Here is a 19,512-nt window from a genome sequence, read left to right on the forward strand (position 1 = left end):
TGTCCCCCGTCAGCACCTATGGCACAGATTTGAGGTTGTGATTTAAGGAGGATTTGGGCTTCGTCGTAGTGACGAAGGAACGAAGATGAAGCCCAAATCCTCCAATGCAAAATCGCCTGCCGAGCGGGTGGTCAAGGACATACGCCGCAAGACCCGTCGACACTTCTCTGCCGAAGACAAGATCCGGATCGTTCTTGACGGTTTGCGCGGGGATGACTCCATTGCCGAGTTATGCCGCCGCGAAGGCATTGCCCAGAGCCTGTACTATACCTGGTCCAAGGAGTTCATGGAGGCCGGCAAACGCCGCCTGGCTGGCGATACAGCCCGTGCCGCGACCACGGACGAGGTGAAGGATTTGCGCCGTGAGGCGCGCGATCTGAAGGAATGTGTGGCCGACCTGACGCTGGAGAACCGTCTGCTCAAAAAAAGCATGATCGCGGATGGGGGAGACGACGAATGAGGTACCCCGCATCCGAAAAGCTGGAGATTATCCGGATCGTCGAGCAGTCGCACCTGCCCACCAAACGGACGCTGGACCAGCTCGGCATTGCTCGACGGACCTTTTACCGCTGGTATGATCGTTACCTCGAAGGCGGGCCGGAGGCACTGGCAGACCGGCCCTCTGCGCCAAGCCGGGTGTGGAACCGCATCGGTGAGGACATCCAGCAGCAGATCGTCGAGATGGCGCTGGAACAGACCGAGCTGTCCCCTCGCGAACTGGCGGTGCGCTTCACCGACAAGCGGTGCTACTTCGTGTCCGAAGCCACGGTTTACCGTCTGCTCAAGGCCCATGATCTGATCACCAGCCCGGCCTACACGGTGATCAAGGCAGCCGAGGCGTTCCACACAAAGACCACGCGGCCGAACGAGATGTGGCAGACCGACTTTACCTACTTCAAGGTCATCGGGTGGGGCTGGATGTATCTGTCGACCGTGCTCGACGACTTCTCGCGCTACATCATCGCCTGGCGGCTGTGCGCCACCATGTGCGCCAGCGACGTTACCGACACGCTCGACATGGCGCTGGAAGCTTCAGGCTGCGACCATGCCAATGTGCTGCACAGGCCGCGCCTGCTCAGCGACAATGGCCCGAGCTACATCGCGGGCGAGCTGGCCGAATACATCGAGGCCAACAAGATGAGCCACGTGCGCGGCGCGCCCTTCCACCCGCAGACCCAGGGCAAGATCGAACGCTGGCACCAGACCTTGAAGAACCGTGTGCTGCTGGAGAACTACTTCCTGCCCGGCGATCTCGAACAGCAGATCGCGGCGTTCGTCGAGCACTACAACCACCGGCGCTATCACGAGAGCCTCGACAACGTGACGCCTGCCGATGCCTACTTCGGCAGGGCTCCTGCTATCGTGAAGCGACGAGAAAGGATCAAGCGAAAGACACTCGAACATCGGCGCTTGCAACACCGCAAGCTCGCCGCCTAAACATCAATCCCAGACGAGGCCCACACTCCGTAAGCCTACGCCGCAAGTTGTGCCAAATGTTCTGACGACGGACAAGCGAGTAAACGCACGAATGGCATCACCTGAAGGAAAATTTCTTGCGTTTTCGAGTCATCCCAGAACTCAAACGCTCGGCCGCTATCAATCGTTATAACCCCACAGGACTCTGGATTCTCGGTGGATTCGTCCGCCGTTACGGGGATCAGCAAGATGCTGCGGTAGGGACAATCAGCTTGTGAAATGCCGGCCAAGTCAAAAAGTTTATCAGACTTCAGATCTGGCACTTGCTTCCATTCCAGACCCGCTCTCGCGACAAAGTATGCCATAGTCCTGTTGCGGTCAGTGGGTCTCCTAGTCGGCCTTTCACTCTCGGCTCTGGCTACTACCTCTATTTTTTCATCGGGCTGAAAAAGTAGGAGAGAAACCTGCAAGTACGTCGCGTCGAGGGCTCCCGTTTCTTCTTTTATCTTCTTGGCGATCGAACCAAGCGCCCTTTGGATCAGTTCCATGAATTGAGCGTTCGAGAGGTCCGGGCTTGGTAAGTCAGTAAAGTCGCGCATTGACGTGAACAAATTGCGTTGCTCAGCTGCTGCAGCTGCTTTGTGTCTCTTTTCGAGTGAGCCAACACGGCGCTGCTCCATAAATCTGTCATACGCGGCTTTGAAGATCAGCAAAAAGAGCGCCGCTCCAAAGTAATATGGAGCGTTTGCCGCCTCGATAGGATTGCCTTCAAAGTAGGCCGGCCAATATGGCGCACTCGCAATCGCAGCAATAATCGCCCATTGGAGAAGCTTGAGAAAAACGGCGCCTACCGTGGGTGTCTTGCCAAGTAACTTAATATGGTAGGTCCGCCCAATGGCGTTTTTCACACGTTGCCAACGTGTAAATGAGGCACCTGCCCACTCGAGGCCTTCAGCCTCGTCAATAACCCCCTGTGTCATTGGTCGATTCTATGGCAAGAAACTTTTCAATTGCAAAGATCTGCCGCGTCAATTTCATGGCCGACTCTCCGCCTGAAAACGGAACGCATTGGCTCATGTTAGTTGACTCAAATATTGGGTGGTCCCGCAGCGATTTAGTTTGCGCCTTCAATCCCGCGAAATGTGACACTACAATTTGTGTATGCATGGCCGCTCTGAGGATTGAATGGCTAGCTCTCCAATGACCGAGATGGGGCGCATTGCCGCCGTTGGCCTTCCTGACTGAATGGCAGATCTCTGGGCGAAAGCTCTGTCATCGAAAGAGCGGGAAAAGGCTCTTTGAAGTGACGACGGCTCACGCTTTATGCGCGGCAAACACTACCCATGATATGCAATGGCCTATCATGGGTAGTGTATATATGCCATTGCATATCTCTATTGCCTTTCTCAACGATCATGGTATATGCTAAAACATATAGACGTAGGCCAGCATATGTAGAAACATATTTATGAGCACGACAATCGAGGACATCGCCGCAAGCATCAAAGCGGCACGGATAGCAAAAGGCTTTACCCAGAAACAGCTGGGTGAACGGGTAGGCTTGCCTCAAAGCCATATCTCCAAAATCGAAGGCGGGAGTGTAGACCTACAGATTTCCAGCCTCGTCGAAATAGCGCGCGCGCTCGACCTCGAACTGAAGCTAGTGCCTCGAAGGACCGTACCGGCGATCGAAGGCGTAGTTCGCTCACAGCGCGAAAGAAGCGAGGCAAGTCGAGTGCTCGCAACGATTGCCGAAACCAACCGGTTCGCCGAGCGAGTACGGGAGAGCTATCCGAGCGTCACCGAAGTGACCGAGCTTCAAAGCGCACTTAAGGATATCCAGGCCGTTAATTTCACTCCCGAAACGCTCAAAGCCATCGAGCAGGCCTTGCAGCCCGTCGCTCATCTGAAAAAGCATCTCCAGGATCTCGGCTGGGCGCTTGAGCAGCAAGAGGGAAGGAAGAAACTCACCCAACAGATCGCAGCATCCACGCGTGCCCTCCAACACGTCAGAAACTCGCAGGTTCAAGCAATCGGTCAAGACAGTGCCTCAAGACGGCCTGCTTACCGCCTTGGGGACGACGCCACATGATCGACGCAGCTGCTCTCGATATCTTTCTGGGTAAGACGCGCGTTGGAACCATTGCGCGCCTCGATGGAGATGCGAGCATCTTCACATTCGACGAAGTCTACCTTGCCGACCAGGATCGGCCAACGCTGTCGCTGGCCTACAAGGACGCGAACGGCGAAATCATTGCCGAGACACGCAGCTATCGAACGAAGATTGAGCCGTTCTTCTCCAACCTCCTTCCTGAAGGCACGCTTCGCGACTACCTGGCCCGCCGCGCGGGCGTGAAAGCCATGCGCGAGTACCACCTTCTCGCACAGCTCGGGCACGATCTTCCCGGCGCAGTGCGCGCCGTCGCCGTCGATGCCGAGGAAACGGAGGCCGACGAGCTAGATGAAGAAGCGGCGGGGAAGCAGGCAGAGCGCGCGCTGCGCTTCTCGCTTGCCGGCGTGCAACTCAAATTCTCGGCAATCAAAGCCCAGGGCAAGAATGGCGGGCTGACGATCCCGGTCACGGGCAGCGGCGGCGACTGGATCGTCAAGCTCCCGTCTGCCAGACATCCGGACGTGCCCGAGGCAGAATTCGCAGCGATGAAACTGGCGGCAAAGATCGGGATCGACGTTCCTGAAATCGACCTTGTTCCGCTCGATCAGATTGATGGCATACCCGAAGGTATCACCCGTTACGGAGAGTCCGCTTTTGCCATCCGGCGCTTCGACCGGGGAGAAGAGGGACCCGTACACACCGAAGACTTCGCCCAGGTGTTCGGTGTCTTTGCAGACGATAAATACGAGAATGCGAGCTACCGCCAGATCCTCAGCGTGCTGGCGATCGAGACCGACGAGCAAAGCGTGGTCGAATTGGTCCGCCGGCTCACCTACTCGGTGCTGATCGGGAATGGCGACATGCACCTCAAGAACTGGTCGTTGATCTATCCGGATAGGCGAAACGCGCTGCTGGCACCTGCCTATGACCTGCTTTCGACGCTCGCCTATATCCCAGGCGACGATGCTGCACTCAAGTTTCATAGCTCGCGCGAGTGGGCGTCCTATACCTATGATGAACTCGAGGCGATCGCCGACAAGGCAAGGCTGCCTGCCAAGCTGATCACCGCGACAGCGAAGGATGTCGTTGCACAGTTCGACGACGCCTGGAGCAACGAAAGCGGACACCTGCCCTTCCCCGATGACGTGCGAAGCGCGATTGAGAGGCATCGCAAGACTCTTGCGATCTGAGAGCGGTTCCGAAATCCGGCCGTTCGCGTGTAAGCACCACCTGGACCAACTGCCTGGCCCAATTCGTCAGAAAATCTGGCACATAGCGGCCCTTCAAATCCCGAAGTCCAGTGTCTTGCTCTTGCTTCGGGCGAGTTCCTTTTCGGCCTTGTTGACCTCTTCCGGTTTCAGCTGATCAAGTTCGCCGTTTTTCTTTTCTGGCGGGGTCAACTGTGCGGTGACCTCGAGGGCCGAGGCCTTCTCGCCCTTGTTGCGTGCGACGGCTGCTCCGAGCCTGTCCGAACTATCGACAACCAGCGTCAGGTGATCGCGAAGCCTCGTGATCGTCACCAGGAAGGTCTTCTGGTTCGACAGGTTGCGCTCGCGGCTGTCCATGACTGCAATGCCGCGATCGGATGTCAGACCCTGCGCCATATGGGCGTTCAGCGCATAGGCAAGATCGATCCGCTTCAGCATCGGATCGTCCTTTTTGAGCTCGACCTGGTCTCCCCTTGAAGTTTCGAAAGTGACCTTTCCGCCGGCAATGGCAACCACCCTGGCCTGGTCGGCATTGAACAGGCCGCGCCGGTGATCGTTGCGGGTCCAGCGGATCCGGTCGCCTTCATGGATTTCGAGCTTCCTCGGCTCATGCAAAGTCAGATTCTGGTCGCCCTTCCCTGCCCTGATCCGTGCCGGGTCGAACCGGAACCGCTTGCCGCGCTTGTCCGCAACTTCGACCTGCCTGCCCTTCCGGTCCTGTCCCAAGACACGATACTCGCCCGCTGACAGTCCCAGGGCCTGTTGCTTTCTCGAGACCTCGAGCACCCGGCCAGGCTGGTAGGCTGACAGATGTCGCAGTTCTTCGCGGGTCGTGTTGACGCGATCCAGCACTCCAAGCTCGGCCTTGCCCGGTCCGATCTCGCCATTGGCGAGAAGTCCCTGCTGGACGGCAGCATCGACCGCAGAGCGGATGGCGCGGCCCGAAGCGTAGATCGAGGTGCGCGAGCGGGTGTCCTTGTCGAGCGCCAACCAGGTGTTAGCCGCGACCAGCGCGCCATCGCCCCTGGCCTCGAGTGTGTGCGGCTGCAGGTGACGCAGCGCCGTGCGCACATCGCCCGCCTGCGCTGCCGCCTGCGCCTCGCGAACGACAGGGTCGCGCGCGCGCAGGTTGGTCGCCATTTCAGCGCGCGCCATGCCTGTCCGCTGCAGGAGCGCGAAGGGTTTGCCCGCATCGACTGCGCCGAGCTGCTTGCGGTCCCCCATCAGGACCAGGCGGTGAACGTCAGCCAGATTGGCGAGACGGACGAGCTTTTCCTTGTCCTCGTTTGAGACCATCGATGCTTCGTCGAGCACCAGCACATGGTCTTTCAGTGCCGCCTTTGCCTCCGCGCGAAGCGCCGCGTTGCCGGGATCGTCGAGCAGCTTTTTCCAGCCACCAAGAAAGCGGGCCAGCGTCTGCGAGCCGATACCGGTGTCGCGTTCGAGCATCTGGACGAGAGTGTTTTGGATTGCGAGGCCAATGACCGAGTGGCCCTCGTCGCGCAGCACCTCAGCGACTGGCTTCAGAACACTGCTCTTGCCGGCACCGGCAATTCCCTGGACCGCGATCGTTCGATCCTCGGACGTCAGGATCAGCTTCGCCGCCCCGAGCTGACCCTCGTTGAGACGGAACCCCTGCCCTGTCATTGCAGCGGCCTGGACACGATCAGTCGCGCTTTCCGGCTCAACTGCAGATGAGCTCGCACCCTTGCCGGCGGCAACCTCGGGCACGATCCGCTGCTCGGTCAGCACCTCGTCACGCGAGGCGAGCCAGTCCTTGTGCTCTCCCATCCCTGCTATGAGATCGCCAGAGCGCACCAAGGCGCGGGTCCGTTTCTCGATATCAGCAATCGTCGCTGGCAACCCGAAATCGAGCGCAGCCTTGTAGAGCGCGGTGCGCTCGAAGGCAGCCTCGCGCTGCGAAAGATGACGCACCGCCGAAGCGACGGCCTGTGCCGCTGCGATCGTTTCACGGTCCTGTCTGAGGACCGACTTGGGCACAAGCGGATCAGCCGGATCGCCCCTGACATGCGCGACGAAGCGTCCCAGCCATGCGCGCCCGCGCTCGACAAGCGAGCCGAACCTGCCAGTTTCGATCGACTGTTTCAGTGAGCGGGTCTGCGCCCGCTCGACCAAGGGCGCGAGGTCCAGCCCGATCGATTTCGCGGTGTCGCTCCATTGCATGCCGAGGGCCTCGCGGTCCTCGATCCCGTCCTTGCTCGCGCGCGTATCGAGCGCGGCAATGCGGCCCGCTTCAAGACCAGAACCGCGCCGTGCATCGAGCACTTCCTGGCGGCGGCTCGAGAACGCCATGACCTGTTCGCGGGTGATACCGCGCGCTTCGAAATTGCCGTGCTTGAGGGTCGGTCCCGGCTCATAGCCAAGCTTCTCGACCGCGACGCGAAAGCGCGCCATTGCGATAGAATTGAGCGTGGTGTTGAGCTGCCAGAGCCGATCATTCTTGAGCGTTCGCCACTTGCCGTCCTTGCCTTGCGTGACATTGGCGATGACCGCATGGAAATGGAGGTTCGGCTCCTGGTTACGGTTGGTGTCGTGCTGGAACAGGCCGATCGCGAGGTTCCCGGTGGCCTGTGTGACGGTTTTGCCTTTCTCGACCATCCGGGTCTCGGCCGCATTCTTCTCAGCCCAGTGCAGCGCTTCGAGGACGGCTTCGCGGTAGGCGGCAATGATCCGCTCATCCTTCCCGACGAGCGCCAGCAGCGACCAGCTCTTGGGAACGGAGAAAGTGAGGTCTGTACCCGGGCGGTGTGCCTGCCCGGGATTGCCGACGCTGCTGCCGTCGGGCAGCTCGCCTCTCAGCAACGCGTCGAACGTTTGGGCCTCGACCTTGCCATTGAGACCAAGGCGCTTTGCACCCTCGCCCACCCACTGCCCCGAACGGTCGGCATCGGCGCTCGCGTAGTAATTGTCCGAGGCGAAGTAGCTCGCCGCGGCCGAAGGCGAGCGGACATTGGCGACGGAAAGCATGTGCTGGGATCACTTTCTCTTGGCCCTCGTCCCCTCCCCTGTTGGGCGTCACATGTCCGGATCAAAGTCCCCGTAATCGTGACCATGGTCCTGCCCCTGATCGGCATCGCGACCCTGCTTCGCTGCACCGCCAAGCAGCGACTTCTGCTGCTCTTCCTGGAGCCTCTGGTCAGCCTTGCCGCGCGCATCCTGCGCCCGCTGATGCGATGCGGGATCGGGAATGTCAGACCTCGCTGAAGGTGCATCCCGTTGCTCCTTGCCGCGTTGCTCCTCGGCTTTCGAAGACAGAGGAAGGTCGGATTGAGCCGGCCGCTGAGGGTCTGATGTCCCCCTTTCCTCTTGCGCATTCGGATCGCGACGCTTCCTTGTCTGGTCCGGTCGAGCCTGATCGCCCTTGTTGCTGCGACGGGTCCGGCGCAGTTCCTTTTTGTCTTCCTGGTCGGCTTTCTTTTCAGCGCTGTCGGAGCGATCGTGCGCGACCCTCAACCGTCGAGGATCACCATCATTGTCGCCTGTTTCAGAGGCTGCTCCGGCACCGCCACCTGCTCCTTCTTTGTCATCACCGTGGCGGGCCTGTGGTGGTAGCTTAGGCATATCCCGGGGAATGAAGCCTTCGGCCACCCGAGGCCAGTTGCGCGGTTCGAGGACCACGGGTGCCGCCGGAAATCCTTCGGGAAACTTGATGAAACCATGTAGGTTCTTGAGCTTCATCAGCTCGTCGGGAAGCAGCAGTGGGACGACCTGGCGCCGGGGCGTCAGGCTGACCGCATCGCGCGCATTGTTGTAGCCGTAGCTGTATCCTTCCTCCATCTCGCGAACCTCGCGGTGGCCGATAATATCGGAACACCAGGTGGCGGTCTCGCGGTCTGCTGTGCCGAGGATCAGCTTGGTTCGGGCAAGCGAGGACAGGGTCATGGCCATGTTCTCGCCGTAGACATCCTTGAGCTTGGCAAAGGCATGGATCCCGGTGACGATCGCGCCCCCGAAATTGCGCGCGGTCTGGAGGCCCTTCTCGAGCGAAGGCAGGCGATGCAGCGCGCCAAGTTCGTCGATCAGGAACCAGAGCCTGATGTCCCGCGAGCGCTGGCCCGCCATCAGCGTAATGATCGCGGTGTCGAGCCACAGGGTGAGCAGCTGCGAGAGCACGCTCATGTCGATGTAGCGCGCGGACAGAAACAGGATAGAGCGCGGTTCACCTGCCCCGTTGACCCACTCGCGGACCGAAAAGGGCGTCCCGTCTTCGGGCAGCATCTGGAGCGCCTTGGCGTTGACATTGAACACTGCACGCACCGATTCCGCCATGCGCGCCGCGCTCGGCGTGCTGATGGGACCGGCCATGGTATCTTCGACGAGACGGTGCAGATCGGAGAGATCGGCGTTCATGAGTTCGTGGGCGAGCGCGGCGTTGGTGCCCCGCCCTGCTTCGGCGAGCTTGAGACAGGTCTCGACGAACAGCGTGCGCGCGGCGAGCACCCAGAACTGTTCGGCGCCGCCCCCATCGTGCGGGACGAGGGACTCCGCTGCGGCATGGAATTCGGCACGCGTGGAGCAATCGTTGAACACGCTCCAGGCGGGGCAACGCGCGTCGAGCGGGTTGAGAATGATGTCGCGTTTGGGATCGTAGAAGGTTTCGACAAAGGCCCCAGTAAGATCGAAAATGACCGCACGTTCGCCCCGTTCACGGATCTCCCTGGTAAGCTCGGTTAGGACGACGGTCTTGCCTGTCCCGGTTGTGCCAACAAGCATCGCGTGACTCTGCTCAAGCCGCCAGGGCCAGCTGACCCCGGCCAGATGCGCGGGAGAATAGAAGCCCGCATCCCGCAGCGAAGCCGACCCGGCCAGACGCCAGCGCCAGCCCAACGCATCGCCATACTCGCGGGCACGGGCATCGCGGTTGTGTGCAGCGATCTCGCGGCTAAGGTCGCGCAAGGTAGCAAGCTCCGCCCCGCGTACATGCTTCTTTTGTTTGGACTTCTCGCCGAAGCGTTCGGCAACCCACCAGAAGAGCGCGAAGAGCGGCGCAAGAATGAACCCTGCAAGCCACAAGGCGCTGATGACCGCGCTCTGGAAAAGCGCGACCGCTTCGCGCATCGGCGGGTAATCGGTCACCACGGAAATGGGAAATGCGACGAGGCTCCCATCGGCCAGCTTGAGGTTCACAAGCTTGTCTGGATCGAACTCCATGAAGGCATAGCCAGAGGCATAGGCATGCATCCACAGGAGGTAGACATGGTACTCGTCTAGCGCCCCGCTTACGTCCCAATAGACGAGGCCGAGAACGACCAGGAGGGTCACGATCAGGGGCCCCTTGAGGCCTGCGGCAAACATGAAGCCGAAATGCCCGAGGAGCTGGCTGCCACGGGTGAAGTTGACGAGATTATGCTTCATCATCGCCTCCCATGGGTCGGGGTGCAACGATACCGAGGCGCTCCAGCCGGCGCTGGTAGGCTGCGACCGTTCTGTCGCGCAGTGTGCTGTCGGGATGATGCGTAAGCAGCGCATCCAATGCGACCGTGATGAAGATGTTCTGGCGCACTGGATCGGTCGCCGGGGTCCTCAGATCAGCTTCGGTTGCGCGCTGCCAGGCATCGAAGATGCAATCGCAAACAACGATACTCGCGCTGACCCTGCGCTCTTCTGCTTGTTTCCTGATCCATTCGGCGATCAGGGGCGTGACATAGGTCACGAACCGGTGGTGTCTTTGCATTTTTCCAAGTTCCTTGTGTTCAAAGAACCTGGCTCACCCTTCGAAAGGCAAGTGCCACTCTAGGCCGCGGCATGGGGTGTAGGAAAACGGAAAATTCACATCGCTTTTCAGCAGATTAAACGGATCTGTGCCGACTCGGCACGGACGAGAAAGCAAGTGGACCGCATCCGGCACAGAAGATGGTATCAGCGCATTTTCGTGAATTCGTGAAGCAATTCCGCGCCTTCCATTGCAGCACCCGCTGCGTACGGTGTGCATGTCAAGTTCCCAATTGCGCGGACGTTGCCAGTAGCTGCTGAGACCCGTTCAATGGATTGATTTTACGTTATTATTTTCGGAGCGAGAGCAAACGGGCGTTGCTGGGACAACGCGAGATTTCAGTCCAAAATTGCTCTGGGCTACAAACTGGCCTTACATCGGCTGAAATCGTGGTCGGCTGAATGCGTTGTGTCGATCTCTCCAACCCTCTCTAAATGAATCGCAAAGCACCCCGGACGGGTGTCGGGGCACTGGCTGTCTGCCGCCTGCGTCCCAAGCCCATCAGGTTAAGATCGATGTCGCTTTCGGCTTTGTGGCGGGGACCAGATAGCATTCGCGAAACGCAGCGACGTCGGATGCTCACGGCGCTTCCAAGCACCCGTTGGCTTCGAACTTGTTTCCGCAGATTGGTCTACAAGCCCGCTCCTGCGAACAAGAAAGAAGGCAGGAACCGTTGCCGGTCCCTGCCTCGCAAGTGCGCTCAGAACTCGTCTGACATTGCCCCATGCACCGTATGCACCACGCGCGCTGCAAGGTGCGCCGGAAGTGCGTTGTAGTCGCCCTCGTCCAGGGCAAAATATCCCAAGCGCTTGTCCTCAACGATGTGCTGATCGAAGAAGCTGTGCAGCGCCCGACGCTCTGCCACAGCCAGCGCGGCAAAGTAGCGTTCCGAGTTCGAATTGTGCTGAGCAATTGAAGCCATTGTATCCTCCTGATGTCTGCCGTTGACGGCAGGAGCAGGACGGATGGGCGTGCGGCCGGTGGGTCAGGGATCGCCCGCTCGGGCGACCGCGAAGCGGCGGTAGGGGTAACGATTTTGTCGGACCGTAGCGCAGCGAAGGGGAGGCAAAATGGGGGGACCCTGCCGTCCTTGACGCGCCGGTTGCGCGACCATCAGAATGGGACAACCGTGAGCCAGGCCTCCTCCCCCGCCAAAGAATTTGAACAACGCAAGAAGGGGCGCTGTCCGGTCTGGACAGCGCCCCTCTGAGCAGGATCGATGATGATCGATGTCAGTCGATCTCGGGAGCATCCTTGTTGTCGTCGTCACCCGAGCCGTTGCCGCGGCTGAGGAAGTCGACCTTGTCCGCGAGAATCTCGGTGCCGTAGCGCGTGACCCCGTCCTTGTCCTCCCACTGGGTGTAGTGGATGCGGCCCTGAACGCTGACCAGCTGGCCCTTGGAGCAGTACTGACCGACGGTCTTGGCGAGGCCGTTGAAGCAGGTCACCCGGTGGAACTCGCTTTCCTTGGCGGTGTAGCCGTTCTCGTCCTTGTAGGTCTTGCCGTCCTTGTCGCGTGCGGGGCGATCGGTGACGACGGTGATCCCGGTGACATTGGTGCCACCCTTGGTTTCGCGGGTGTCCGGATCGCGGGCGATGCGGCCGGTGAGGATTGCGATATTGGTCATGATGATAGTCCTTCGGTTCCTCAAACCGGAGACCATCTTCGGCTTGCGAACATCCAGAAGAAGCAGGGCATGGGAGGACTGCACCGCCGGAGCGAAGCTCCAAGGGAAACCTGTTCATGACGGGTGGTGCGGGCAGGCAGCGCAGCTGCCAACACGGCCGTCAAAGGAACGGGTTGCGGCTCCTCAGCTGAGCTGGTTCAGGACTGTTCGCGAAGAAAGCCGGATGGGTATCGGGTGCCGGTCTGAAGATTCAGATGATCCCGCTGCATTCAGCTTTCGCCGTCGCTTTCCGATGCTGACAGGAGATCCATGAAGTTGCGGGCTGCTTCCCGGTCTTCCTCGCTCTCGAACGCCACGTCGAGGTCGGGGGCGGATCAGGTTGCGTCAGCTTTGCGCCCTAATTGCCGCCCCTCGGCTCGTCAGAGGCAATCCTAGGAGCGAACATGAAATCAGGCGGGGCACGCCGCTAACATATCCGCATCATTAGACCGCCGCTTCGGCCCCTGTTGCATCCGGCACAGGCGGCCTAAATGCGAACTGGGTCTCGCATTTGTCATGCGCACACACCGGCTTGTTTAGGCCGAACGGCCGCTGATACTTGGTGCGGCCGCACACGCATTCGAATTGCTGCCGGAACGCCTTGAACTCGTCCCACCGCGTCTGCTCGTCCCCAATCGAGCCGTTGCCATATGGGGCGTCCTGAAAGTGGCTTCCGAAATTCTCAATATCGCCTTTGATAAGGCTAGTGATGAAGCGGTTGTTCACGCCCGGCACATCAGCAGGAGTCAGCTTTAGGTCGCCAAGGAAGCCGCCGATCGCCGCAGCCAGCTCGGCGCGCTCGTATGAGTAGGCCTTTTCAAGCTGTCGGATGCGGATATTGACGCCGAACCCGCGGGCGATGCCCAGCAGCCATTCCTCCTCCGCTTGACGCATCTCGTTGGCAGCGGATTCTCCCTTGGCCCAGCGATCGGCGATCATCTCATCGGTGACCTTGTGGTCGGCGAAGCGAGGCCCATACGCCGGATCAAGTCCGATGATGCGGGTGAACTGCCAGTCCTTCGCTGCGAGCTGGTCCTTTAGATGATTGAAGAAACGTTCGTCATGGGTGGCAAGGACGATCTGGCAGTCGGTGAACATCTTCGCGAGAAGCGCACCGATCGCGCGGCGATGATCGGCGTCATAGGACGTGACGACATCGTCCAGCGCAATCACCGGTGCGGCACTATTGAACTTCTTGATCGCCGCAAGGCGCAGCGCGAGCGCGACCGAATGGATCTGAGAGTCGCTGAGATAGCCGGCCGGCGCGACGCTTTGACGATTGTCCGCAAAATCGATCACTAGCTGCATACGCTGCTGGTTGGTGTCTTCCTCACCAGGCAGTTCAAGCCGGATCGGCTTGGCGTCGGCGCCTTGGATCTCCTTGTAGATGTCGTTCATCGGCGCCTGAAGCGTATCGAGGAGCGACTGGACCTTCTCCCGGATTTTTCCCGAAACGAGCGTGGCCTGCGCAACGAGCGCGTCGTGCAGCGTGGTCAACTGCTCGGAGGTGCGAGTTGCCAGCGCCACATCCTTTTGGAGATTGAGCAGCCTGTCGATGCTGGTCTTGACCTTGCCCCAAGTATGCTCGCCCTGTTTCGCCTCGATGCCGGCGATTTCATAATCGAGGTCCGAGAGGCGGGTCTCCAACTCAGCGACGATGGCGGCGGAATCGGGCGCGTTAACAGTCGGCCATTCATCAACGCCGGCTTGGTAGGCGAGGAGCGCAGTCTTAAATCCACCGCCATCGTCATCGGACAAATGCTCGATCATCGCGGGAAGACGCGCTACGAGCCGACTGTGCGCCTGCCTGGCGGCGGTCTCGGCATTGTCCAGGGCGGTCTTTGCATCGTTGTAGCTTTGCAGATCCTCGAGATGGGTCTTCAGGAGATCGCGGATCGCGGGCACGCTTCCGGCGGAAGTGTCACCGATTGCCGTGGCACAGACCGGGCATGCGTCGGGCGCGGTCGCATCGTCGGCAAACAGCTTCTCGGCTTCTTTCCAAACAGACCGGAAGACCGTGCCCGCCGCCTTGTCGCGCTCAACGACCTCAGTGGCCTTCGCGTCGGCCAGCGCAGACCGCGCCTTATCGAAAGATTCGATGGCGCCCGAATATCTTGCGTCGCCGCCGTCCTCGGGGACGATTTTTTGCCACAGCGCAATGAGCGAATTACGAATCTGCTTGAGGCTGGCGAGACCGAGCCGCTTTTCCTCCGCATCAACACGATTGCAGACCTCGATATAGCTCTCGTCCTCGGCAGAGAGCGCTGCGAGCGCTAGCTCGGGATCAAGCGGAGCGATGACGCTCACGTTGACAAAATTGAGCACGGTCGCGTCATCCCACGCCTGGACAGCCTGTGCGGTCTCCGTTCGCAACAGACCGGCAAGGCGAACCTGTTCGGTGGTACTCTCGGCAGCAGCCTTCACATCGCGGCGCAAAAGACGAAGGTTTTTCTGCACTTCCACCAGCGGCGAAAGCTGCAGCCAGCTCGCCACTTCGCTGTAGCGATTCTCGGGACTATGCGTTTCGACGAAAGTGCGCAGCGTATAGCCGCGGATGATCGGCGAGACGACGAACCCGGCTTTCATCGCGGTCGCAGCCGGATGGATCGGGCGAAGATTGCCGGTAGCGGTGCGACTGCCCTCGACGGTCGTCTTGCCAGTGATCGTGCTGAATTTGACCATCGGCGCGATGCCAGCCGCCTGCGCGCCATTGTGCTCGAGCGCGGGCGGTCCGGCCTGGTTGTTCAACGTGCGCTGCCCGAGACGTTCGAGCGTGCCATGTTCGGAGAACAGAAACTCGAGGGCGTCGATGACGCTCGATTTGCCGAGGCCGTTGGGCGCGAAGATCGCGAGGCACGGCTTCTTACTGAGGTCGAAGGTCTTGGGCTGAAGATAGGCGCGGAAGCCTTCGAGAGTAAGCGAGTGAAACAGCGTCGGATCAGCCATCGGCCTGCACCTCGGCCGGTGCAGCGCGTTTCGCCGCGAGCGCGACGATCGCGGCCTTGGCATTGGCTATGGCATCAGCATGTGGTGTAACCGTCAGCAGTTGATCGGACAGGATGACGGCAAGATCGACGTCGACATTGTCCGACGCACTGAGGGTCTCGGAGAGGGTCGAGAGGAACACTTCGGGCGAATCCGCCTGTTCAACCTGTGGCGCGGCCAGTGCCGCAAGCATTTCGGGAGTCGCCGCTTCTTCCGGTGCCCCCGTTTCATCCTGCCCCATCATTCCCCCCTTAATGTCGGCCCTCTTCCAAGAAGGATCGACGGTGACGACCTAGCAATGCCGCCAACATCAGATGGCGGGGGGGCATAACTGCAGGCGCTGGCTATTCCCCCTCACTCAACGTGAAACCAGAGAGCAAAGGCGTCAATGGTCAGAGGTGACTTTAGAGCCCATTCCTTGCTTGATTTTGCGAGGTCGGCCGAAGCACGAAAGTCTGATTTCCCACTGCTGGTGCTTGAGCCGGAAAGTCAGCAATCGTGAAGGGTTCCGGGCGCCGGAGGCGTACAGAACCCTTCGCGATGACGGACTGGCAGGTTTGCGATGACCATTGGCTGAAAGGTGCCGATTGGCAGGCGCACTGCTAATCGACGTTGGGCGCCATCCGGCCGTCCGCCGGATACTGCCATTCGTTTGCCTCAGTCCAGGGACGGGTGATGTCGGCTGACAGATGCGCGACCGGTTGAAGGACAAGAGGAGATCGAATGGCAGGCAAGTGGCTTGACCCGTGATCCAGGGAGATCAGTTTCATGCTTGCCAGTGGAGCGCGAGCGAATGGGCTTCGGCATGAGATTAGGAGCCTATCACTACCTCACAATGCTGTCCCGCCACCGGACCGATGTCGAAGTCACTTTTCGGCACACCGGCAGCGTGCAATAGGAGATGCATGCCTGCACCAAAGATAATCAGTGATCTAGTTGAACGCTTCCGCCTTCACAAGGATGCTTACCAAGCCAGCTCCTACAACGAAACTCAGGTCCGTAGGGAGTTCATCGACCCGTTCTTCAAGGCTCTTGGTTGGGACATCGACAACGAGCAGGGCTATGCTGAAGCTTACAAGGATGTGGTGCATGAAGATGCACTCAAGATCGGTGGGAATACCAAGGCGCCCGACTATGCCTTCCGTATTGGAGGCACGCGAAAGTTTTTTCTGGAAGCGAAAAAGCCATCGGTAAACATTAAGCAGGACGTTGGCCCAGCCTTCCAAATTCGCAGGTATGCTTGGAGCGCCAAGCTATCTCTTTCGATTCTCACCGATTTTGAAGAGTTCGCCGTCTACGATTGCCGGGTCAAACCCGAGAAGAATGACAGGGCCAGCATTGCTCGGACGGCGTATTTCACCTTTGAAGATTACATCGACAAGTGGGATGAAATCGCTGAGATTTTCTCACGCGAAGCTGTCTTAAAGGGATCCTTCGATAAATACGCTGCCGACAACCGGCGGAAGCGAGGGACGGCCGAAGTCGATGATGCGTTTCTCGCGGAGATCGAAAACTGGCGGAGCATGCTCGCCAAGAACATAGCCCTTAGAAATCGACAGCTCGACGTAAGGGAGCTAAATGCTGCGGTTCAGAGAATTATCGATCGCATTGTGTTCCTTCGGATCGCGGAAGACCGAGGAATAGAAAAGTATGGTCAGCTTCAAAGCATTGCTGATAAAAAAGGCATCTACGAGGGCCTAACTGCCCTGTTTCGCAAGGCGGATGATCGATACAATTCCGGGCTGTTTCACTTCAAAAAGGGAGACGGATCACCTGAAACTCTGGACACGTTCACCCTCGACCTTGAGATAGACGACAAAGTTCTCAAGCCGGTAATCAAGAAGCTGTATTACCCAGAGAGTCCGTACGAGTTCTCAGTTCTGCCAGCGGATATTCTTGGGCAGGTCTACGAGCGCTTTCTCGGAAAGGTCATTCGGCTCTCTGGCTCTCGCGCCACCATTGAGGAAAAGCCAGAAGTCAAAAAGGCCGGCGGCGTATATTACACGCCCAGCTACGTGGTGAATCACATTGTTGCCAAGACCCTGGAGCCCTTGCTTGCTGGAAGAACACCGGCTCAGGCGTCTGGTCAGGATGGCAGAGTCAAGAACGCAGCCCCCCTTCGAGTTGTGGATCCCGCATGTGGGTCAGGTTCGTTTCTCATTGGGGCGTACCAGTTCTTACTAGATTGGTATCGCGATGCTTACGTGAGCGAGGGACCACAAAAACACTTGGGCGGAAAAGACCCGAAACTGTTGGAGGTCGGTGAAGATGACTGGCGCCTAACCATCGCAGAGCGTCGACGTATCCTCTTGGCGCACATTTATGGTGTAGATATCGATCCGCAGGCGGTCGAAGTGACCAAACTTTCACTACTTCTAAAGGTGCTCGAAGGCGAGACCGCAGACGCAATGGCTCGTCAGATGGACCTTTTCCGCATTCGGGCACTTCCCGATCTCGGAGAGAACATCAAATGCGGGAACTCCCTAATTGGTCCGGACTTTTACCAGCAAATTTCAAGCGATCTGTTCGGTGAAGAAGACTTATATCGCATCAACAGTTTTGATTGGAAGTCCGAGTTTCCCTTTTTCAAGACTGAAGGCGGTTTCGGCGCTGTAATCGGAAATCCACCATGGGTGTCTTTAACAGGGAAGTTCGGGAACGACATTCTTTCAAATGAAGAACAAGAGCACCTCATAAGGAAGTTTGATGGAAATACATACATGCCAAACATGTATGAATACTTCATTTCCATGGGACTCACGATAACCAAAGATGGCGGCAGATTTAGCTTCATCGTGCCGGACCGTTTTGGAAAGAATGACCAATTCTTGGGGCTTAGGCAAAAGATTTTGAAGAATGTGGCCTTGGGGGAGGTGCTATATCGTGCGCCATTCCCTGGTGTCACTGCCGATACGCTGATCTTCGGAATCGAGAACAGTAAGCCAAGCTCTCGTGAAGAAACTTTGATCGGGGACTACACCGGGCATAGACGGTCGATTCCTCAGGCGTCTCTCCTGAATGGGGCTAACCGTTTCCGGTTTGAAGATCTTGATGCTCTAGCCTTAGGGAAAGCGTTGGTACGACTGGAGGCGAGCGGGACGGCAAAACCGCTTGGACAGCTTATTCAAACGACTTCTGGGTTCGGTGGGAAATCAACCATGATTACCAATGCCCGTCAGAATGCGAAACAGATTGAGGTACTAAAGGGTGCATCCATATCAAAATTTCGGGTCGGGAACCCGCTTTATTTCGATTTCAACAAAAAGAATATAACAGGCCGAACAACTGATAAGGCCAAGTTAGGCTGGAGCCCAAAAGTACTGATCCGAAAAACTGGATCTCGTCTCATCGCAGCTTTTGATGAAAGTGGCACCTTCCCAGAGCAGTCTTTGTATTTCACTTTCGGCGACTCGAGCATAAACGAGCACTATCTTCTTGCACTGCTCAACTCTCGCCTAATTGGCTACATCTTTGCCGAGCGGATGCTGACCAATCAGGACAGCATCGCACAAGTGAAGAAGGTAGACCTTGATGCCCTCCCAATTGTGATGGAAGATCAAATCGGTGATGGCAAAAACCGCGTCGACTTAGTTGCTGAAGCGGCAAGATCGATTTGCTCGTCTTTGGCCGCGCATGATGGTGCCAAAAGCGAACAAGTGAGAGCGGTTCACCGACGCACAATCAAGGCCAGCCTCAAGAATATCGATCAGCATATATACGACCTCTACGCTTTGACGCCTGAGGAGCGCGCTGAAGTAGATGATTGGGACGGGCATCTAGAACTAAGCTTTTAGGGGACTGGCAGTCGGGATTGTCACCGCTAGAACATTAAGTCGTTTCGCACGCTTGCTGAGGCTTTCCGGCGAGCATCGATGACTACGATTTCCGAAGTCCGTTCACCGCGTGCTTCAGCGTCCTGTTTAAGCTTTTCGATCTTGCGCAACTTTCGGCCCATGCCACCAATATCCATGATGACGAAAATCGCTTGGGAGGTGGTCGCTGCCTTTTTGTAGATTTCCAGCTGCGTCTTATAGCCATGCTCTACGCGCCCCTTGACGTGCTCCCCTGATTGTTACCATTCAGAGGTAGAGTCTCGCTCCTTCATGATTGATGTTTGATGGGATGGCAACGTGTCTGGGGGCATGCCCCCAGACACGTTCGCCGGCGATCTCGGCGGGGGTCTTCCCGCCCAGTTTCGAGTGTGGCCTGACCGTGTTGTAATCGTGCCGCCATGCAGCGAGCACGAACCGGGCATGAGCCAGTGAGGTGAACAGCGTCTCGTTGAGGCATTCGTCGCGCAGACGGCCATTGAAGCTTTCCACGAAGCCATTCTGCATCGGCTTGCCGGGCGCAATGTAGTGCCACTCGACCCGCCGTTCCTGTGACCAG

At 58.5% G+C, this 19,512-nt stretch carries 13 protein-coding genes and 1 pseudogene; 4 read left to right on the forward strand and 10 right to left on the reverse strand.

Features of this window, described 5'->3' with window-relative positions:
• Nucleotides 1-85 precede the first annotated feature (85 nt).
• Nucleotides 86-1,437 (forward strand): IS3 family transposase gene (locus BM173_RS14055; RefSeq protein ID WP_090483091.1). Its coding sequence is split into 2 segments (ribosomal slippage): nt 86-421 and nt 424-1,437, totalling 1,350 coding nucleotides; the frame shifts between segments, so codons are not numbered across the junction.
• Between the two features lie 35 nt (nt 1,438-1,472).
• On the opposite strand, the gene BM173_RS14060 is transcribed toward BM173_RS14055, so the two are convergent.
• Nucleotides 1,473-2,396, reverse strand: coding sequence for a hypothetical protein (locus BM173_RS14060; RefSeq protein ID WP_090483104.1), 924 nt, complete (start codon nt 2,394-2,396; stop codon nt 1,473-1,475).
• Nucleotides 2,397-2,884: 488 nt separating this feature from the next.
• Here BM173_RS14060 and BM173_RS14065 point away from each other — a divergent pair, with 488 nt between their 5' ends.
• Both BM173_RS14065 and BM173_RS14070 read left to right on the forward strand, forming a co-directional pair.
• On the forward strand, nt 2,885-3,508 hold the full coding sequence (locus BM173_RS14065; protein WP_090483105.1) for a helix-turn-helix domain-containing protein: 624 nt from the start codon (nt 2,885-2,887) through the stop codon (nt 3,506-3,508).
• Complete coding sequence (locus BM173_RS14070; RefSeq protein ID WP_090483106.1) at nt 3,505-4,719, forward strand: type II toxin-antitoxin system HipA family toxin; 1,215 nt, start codon at nt 3,505-3,507, stop codon at nt 4,717-4,719. Before BM173_RS14065 ends, BM173_RS14070 begins: the two co-directional genes overlap by 4 nt.
• A gap of 93 nt (nt 4,720-4,812) precedes the next feature.
• Here BM173_RS14070 and mobF read toward each other — a convergent pair whose 3' ends face one another.
• The 8 genes and pseudogenes from mobF to BM173_RS14110 all read right to left on the reverse strand — a co-directional run bounded on the left by mobF (nt 4,813) and on the right by BM173_RS14110 (nt 15,364).
• Complete coding sequence (gene mobF, locus BM173_RS14075) at nt 4,813-7,725, reverse strand: MobF family relaxase (RefSeq protein ID WP_090483107.1); 2,913 nt, start codon at nt 7,723-7,725, stop codon at nt 4,813-4,815.
• 48 nt (nt 7,726-7,773) lie between these two features.
• On the reverse strand, nt 7,774-10,113 hold the full coding sequence (locus BM173_RS14080) for a type IV secretion system DNA-binding domain-containing protein (RefSeq protein WP_090483114.1): 2,340 nt from the start codon (nt 10,111-10,113) through the stop codon (nt 7,774-7,776).
• Complete coding sequence (locus tag BM173_RS14085; protein ID WP_029140019.1) at nt 10,103-10,432, reverse strand: hypothetical protein; 330 nt, start codon at nt 10,430-10,432, stop codon at nt 10,103-10,105. The genes BM173_RS14080 and BM173_RS14085 overlap by 11 nt, the downstream gene beginning before the upstream one ends.
• Nucleotides 10,433-11,171: 739 nt before the next feature.
• Nucleotides 11,172-11,393, reverse strand: coding sequence for a hypothetical protein (locus BM173_RS14090; protein ID WP_090483108.1), 222 nt, complete (start codon nt 11,391-11,393; stop codon nt 11,172-11,174).
• 310 nt (nt 11,394-11,703) lie between these two features.
• Complete coding sequence (locus BM173_RS14100; protein ID WP_090483110.1) at nt 11,704-12,099, reverse strand: single-stranded DNA-binding protein; 396 nt, start codon at nt 12,097-12,099, stop codon at nt 11,704-11,706.
• Between the two features lie 483 nt (nt 12,100-12,582).
• A complete protein-coding gene (locus BM173_RS14105) occupies nt 12,583-14,724 on the reverse strand; it encodes a hypothetical protein (RefSeq protein ID WP_245755912.1) in 2,142 nt (713 codons plus the stop codon).
• Nucleotides 14,725-14,781: 57 nt separating this feature from the next.
• A pseudogene (locus BM173_RS14915) lies at nt 14,782-15,147 on the reverse strand (AAA family ATPase); the annotation flags it as partial.
• Entirely contained in the window at nt 15,077-15,364 is a 288-nt protein-coding gene (locus BM173_RS14110) for a hypothetical protein (protein ID WP_143089658.1), read from the reverse strand. The pseudogene BM173_RS14915 and the gene BM173_RS14110, both read right to left, overlap by 71 nt.
• Nucleotides 15,365-16,028: 664 nt before the next feature.
• On the opposite strand from BM173_RS14110, the gene BM173_RS14115 reads away from it, so the two are divergent.
• Nucleotides 16,029-18,917 (forward strand): Eco57I restriction-modification methylase domain-containing protein, encoded by a 2,889-nt coding sequence (locus tag BM173_RS14115; protein ID WP_090483113.1) that lies wholly within the window; start codon nt 16,029-16,031, stop codon nt 18,915-18,917.
• Nucleotides 18,918-19,202: 285 nt separating this feature from the next.
• Here BM173_RS14115 and BM173_RS14125 read toward each other — a convergent pair.
• Nucleotides 19,203-19,512 (reverse strand): integrase core domain-containing protein (locus tag BM173_RS14125; RefSeq protein ID WP_143089659.1); only part of this gene is annotated, 310 nt, incomplete at its 5' end.

Origin of the sequence: Qipengyuania nanhaisediminis (genome assembly GCF_900115585.1) — a bacterium.
GTDB lineage: Bacteria > Pseudomonadota > Alphaproteobacteria > Sphingomonadales > Sphingomonadaceae > Qipengyuania > Qipengyuania nanhaisediminis.

What these genes read in the sequence shown, in the direction of transcription:
- BM173_RS14085 (WP_029140019.1), bottom strand. Translation starts at nt 10,432, where the DNA reads ATGCAAAGACACCACCGGTTCGTGACCTATGTCACGCCCCTGATCGCC.
- BM173_RS14070 (WP_090483106.1), top strand. Translation starts at nt 3,505, where the DNA reads ATGATCGACGCAGCTGCTCTCGATATCTTTCTGGGTAAGACGCGCGTT.
- BM173_RS14115 (WP_090483113.1), top strand. Translation starts at nt 16,029, where the DNA reads ATGCCTGCACCAAAGATAATCAGTGATCTAGTTGAACGCTTCCGCCTT.
- BM173_RS14065 (WP_090483105.1), top strand. Translation starts at nt 2,885, where the DNA reads ATGAGCACGACAATCGAGGACATCGCCGCAAGCATCAAAGCGGCACGG.
- BM173_RS14105 (WP_245755912.1), bottom strand. Translation starts at nt 14,724, where the DNA reads ATGAAAGCCGGGTTCGTCGTCTCGCCGATCATCCGCGGCTATACGCTG.
- BM173_RS14090 (WP_090483108.1), bottom strand. Translation starts at nt 11,393, where the DNA reads ATGGCTTCAATTGCTCAGCACAATTCGAACTCGGAACGCTACTTTGCC.
- mobF (WP_090483107.1), bottom strand. Translation starts at nt 7,725, where the DNA reads ATGCTTTCCGTCGCCAATGTCCGCTCGCCTTCGGCCGCGGCGAGCTAC.
- BM173_RS14110 (WP_143089658.1), bottom strand. Translation starts at nt 15,364, where the DNA reads ATGGGGCAGGATGAAACGGGGGCACCGGAAGAAGCGGCGACTCCCGAA.
- BM173_RS14100 (WP_090483110.1), bottom strand. Translation starts at nt 12,099, where the DNA reads ATGACCAATATCGCAATCCTCACCGGCCGCATCGCCCGCGATCCGGAC.
- BM173_RS14060 (WP_090483104.1), bottom strand. Translation starts at nt 2,396, where the DNA reads ATGACACAGGGGGTTATTGACGAGGCTGAAGGCCTCGAGTGGGCAGGT.
- BM173_RS14080 (WP_090483114.1), bottom strand. Translation starts at nt 10,113, where the DNA reads ATGAAGCATAATCTCGTCAACTTCACCCGTGGCAGCCAGCTCCTCGGG.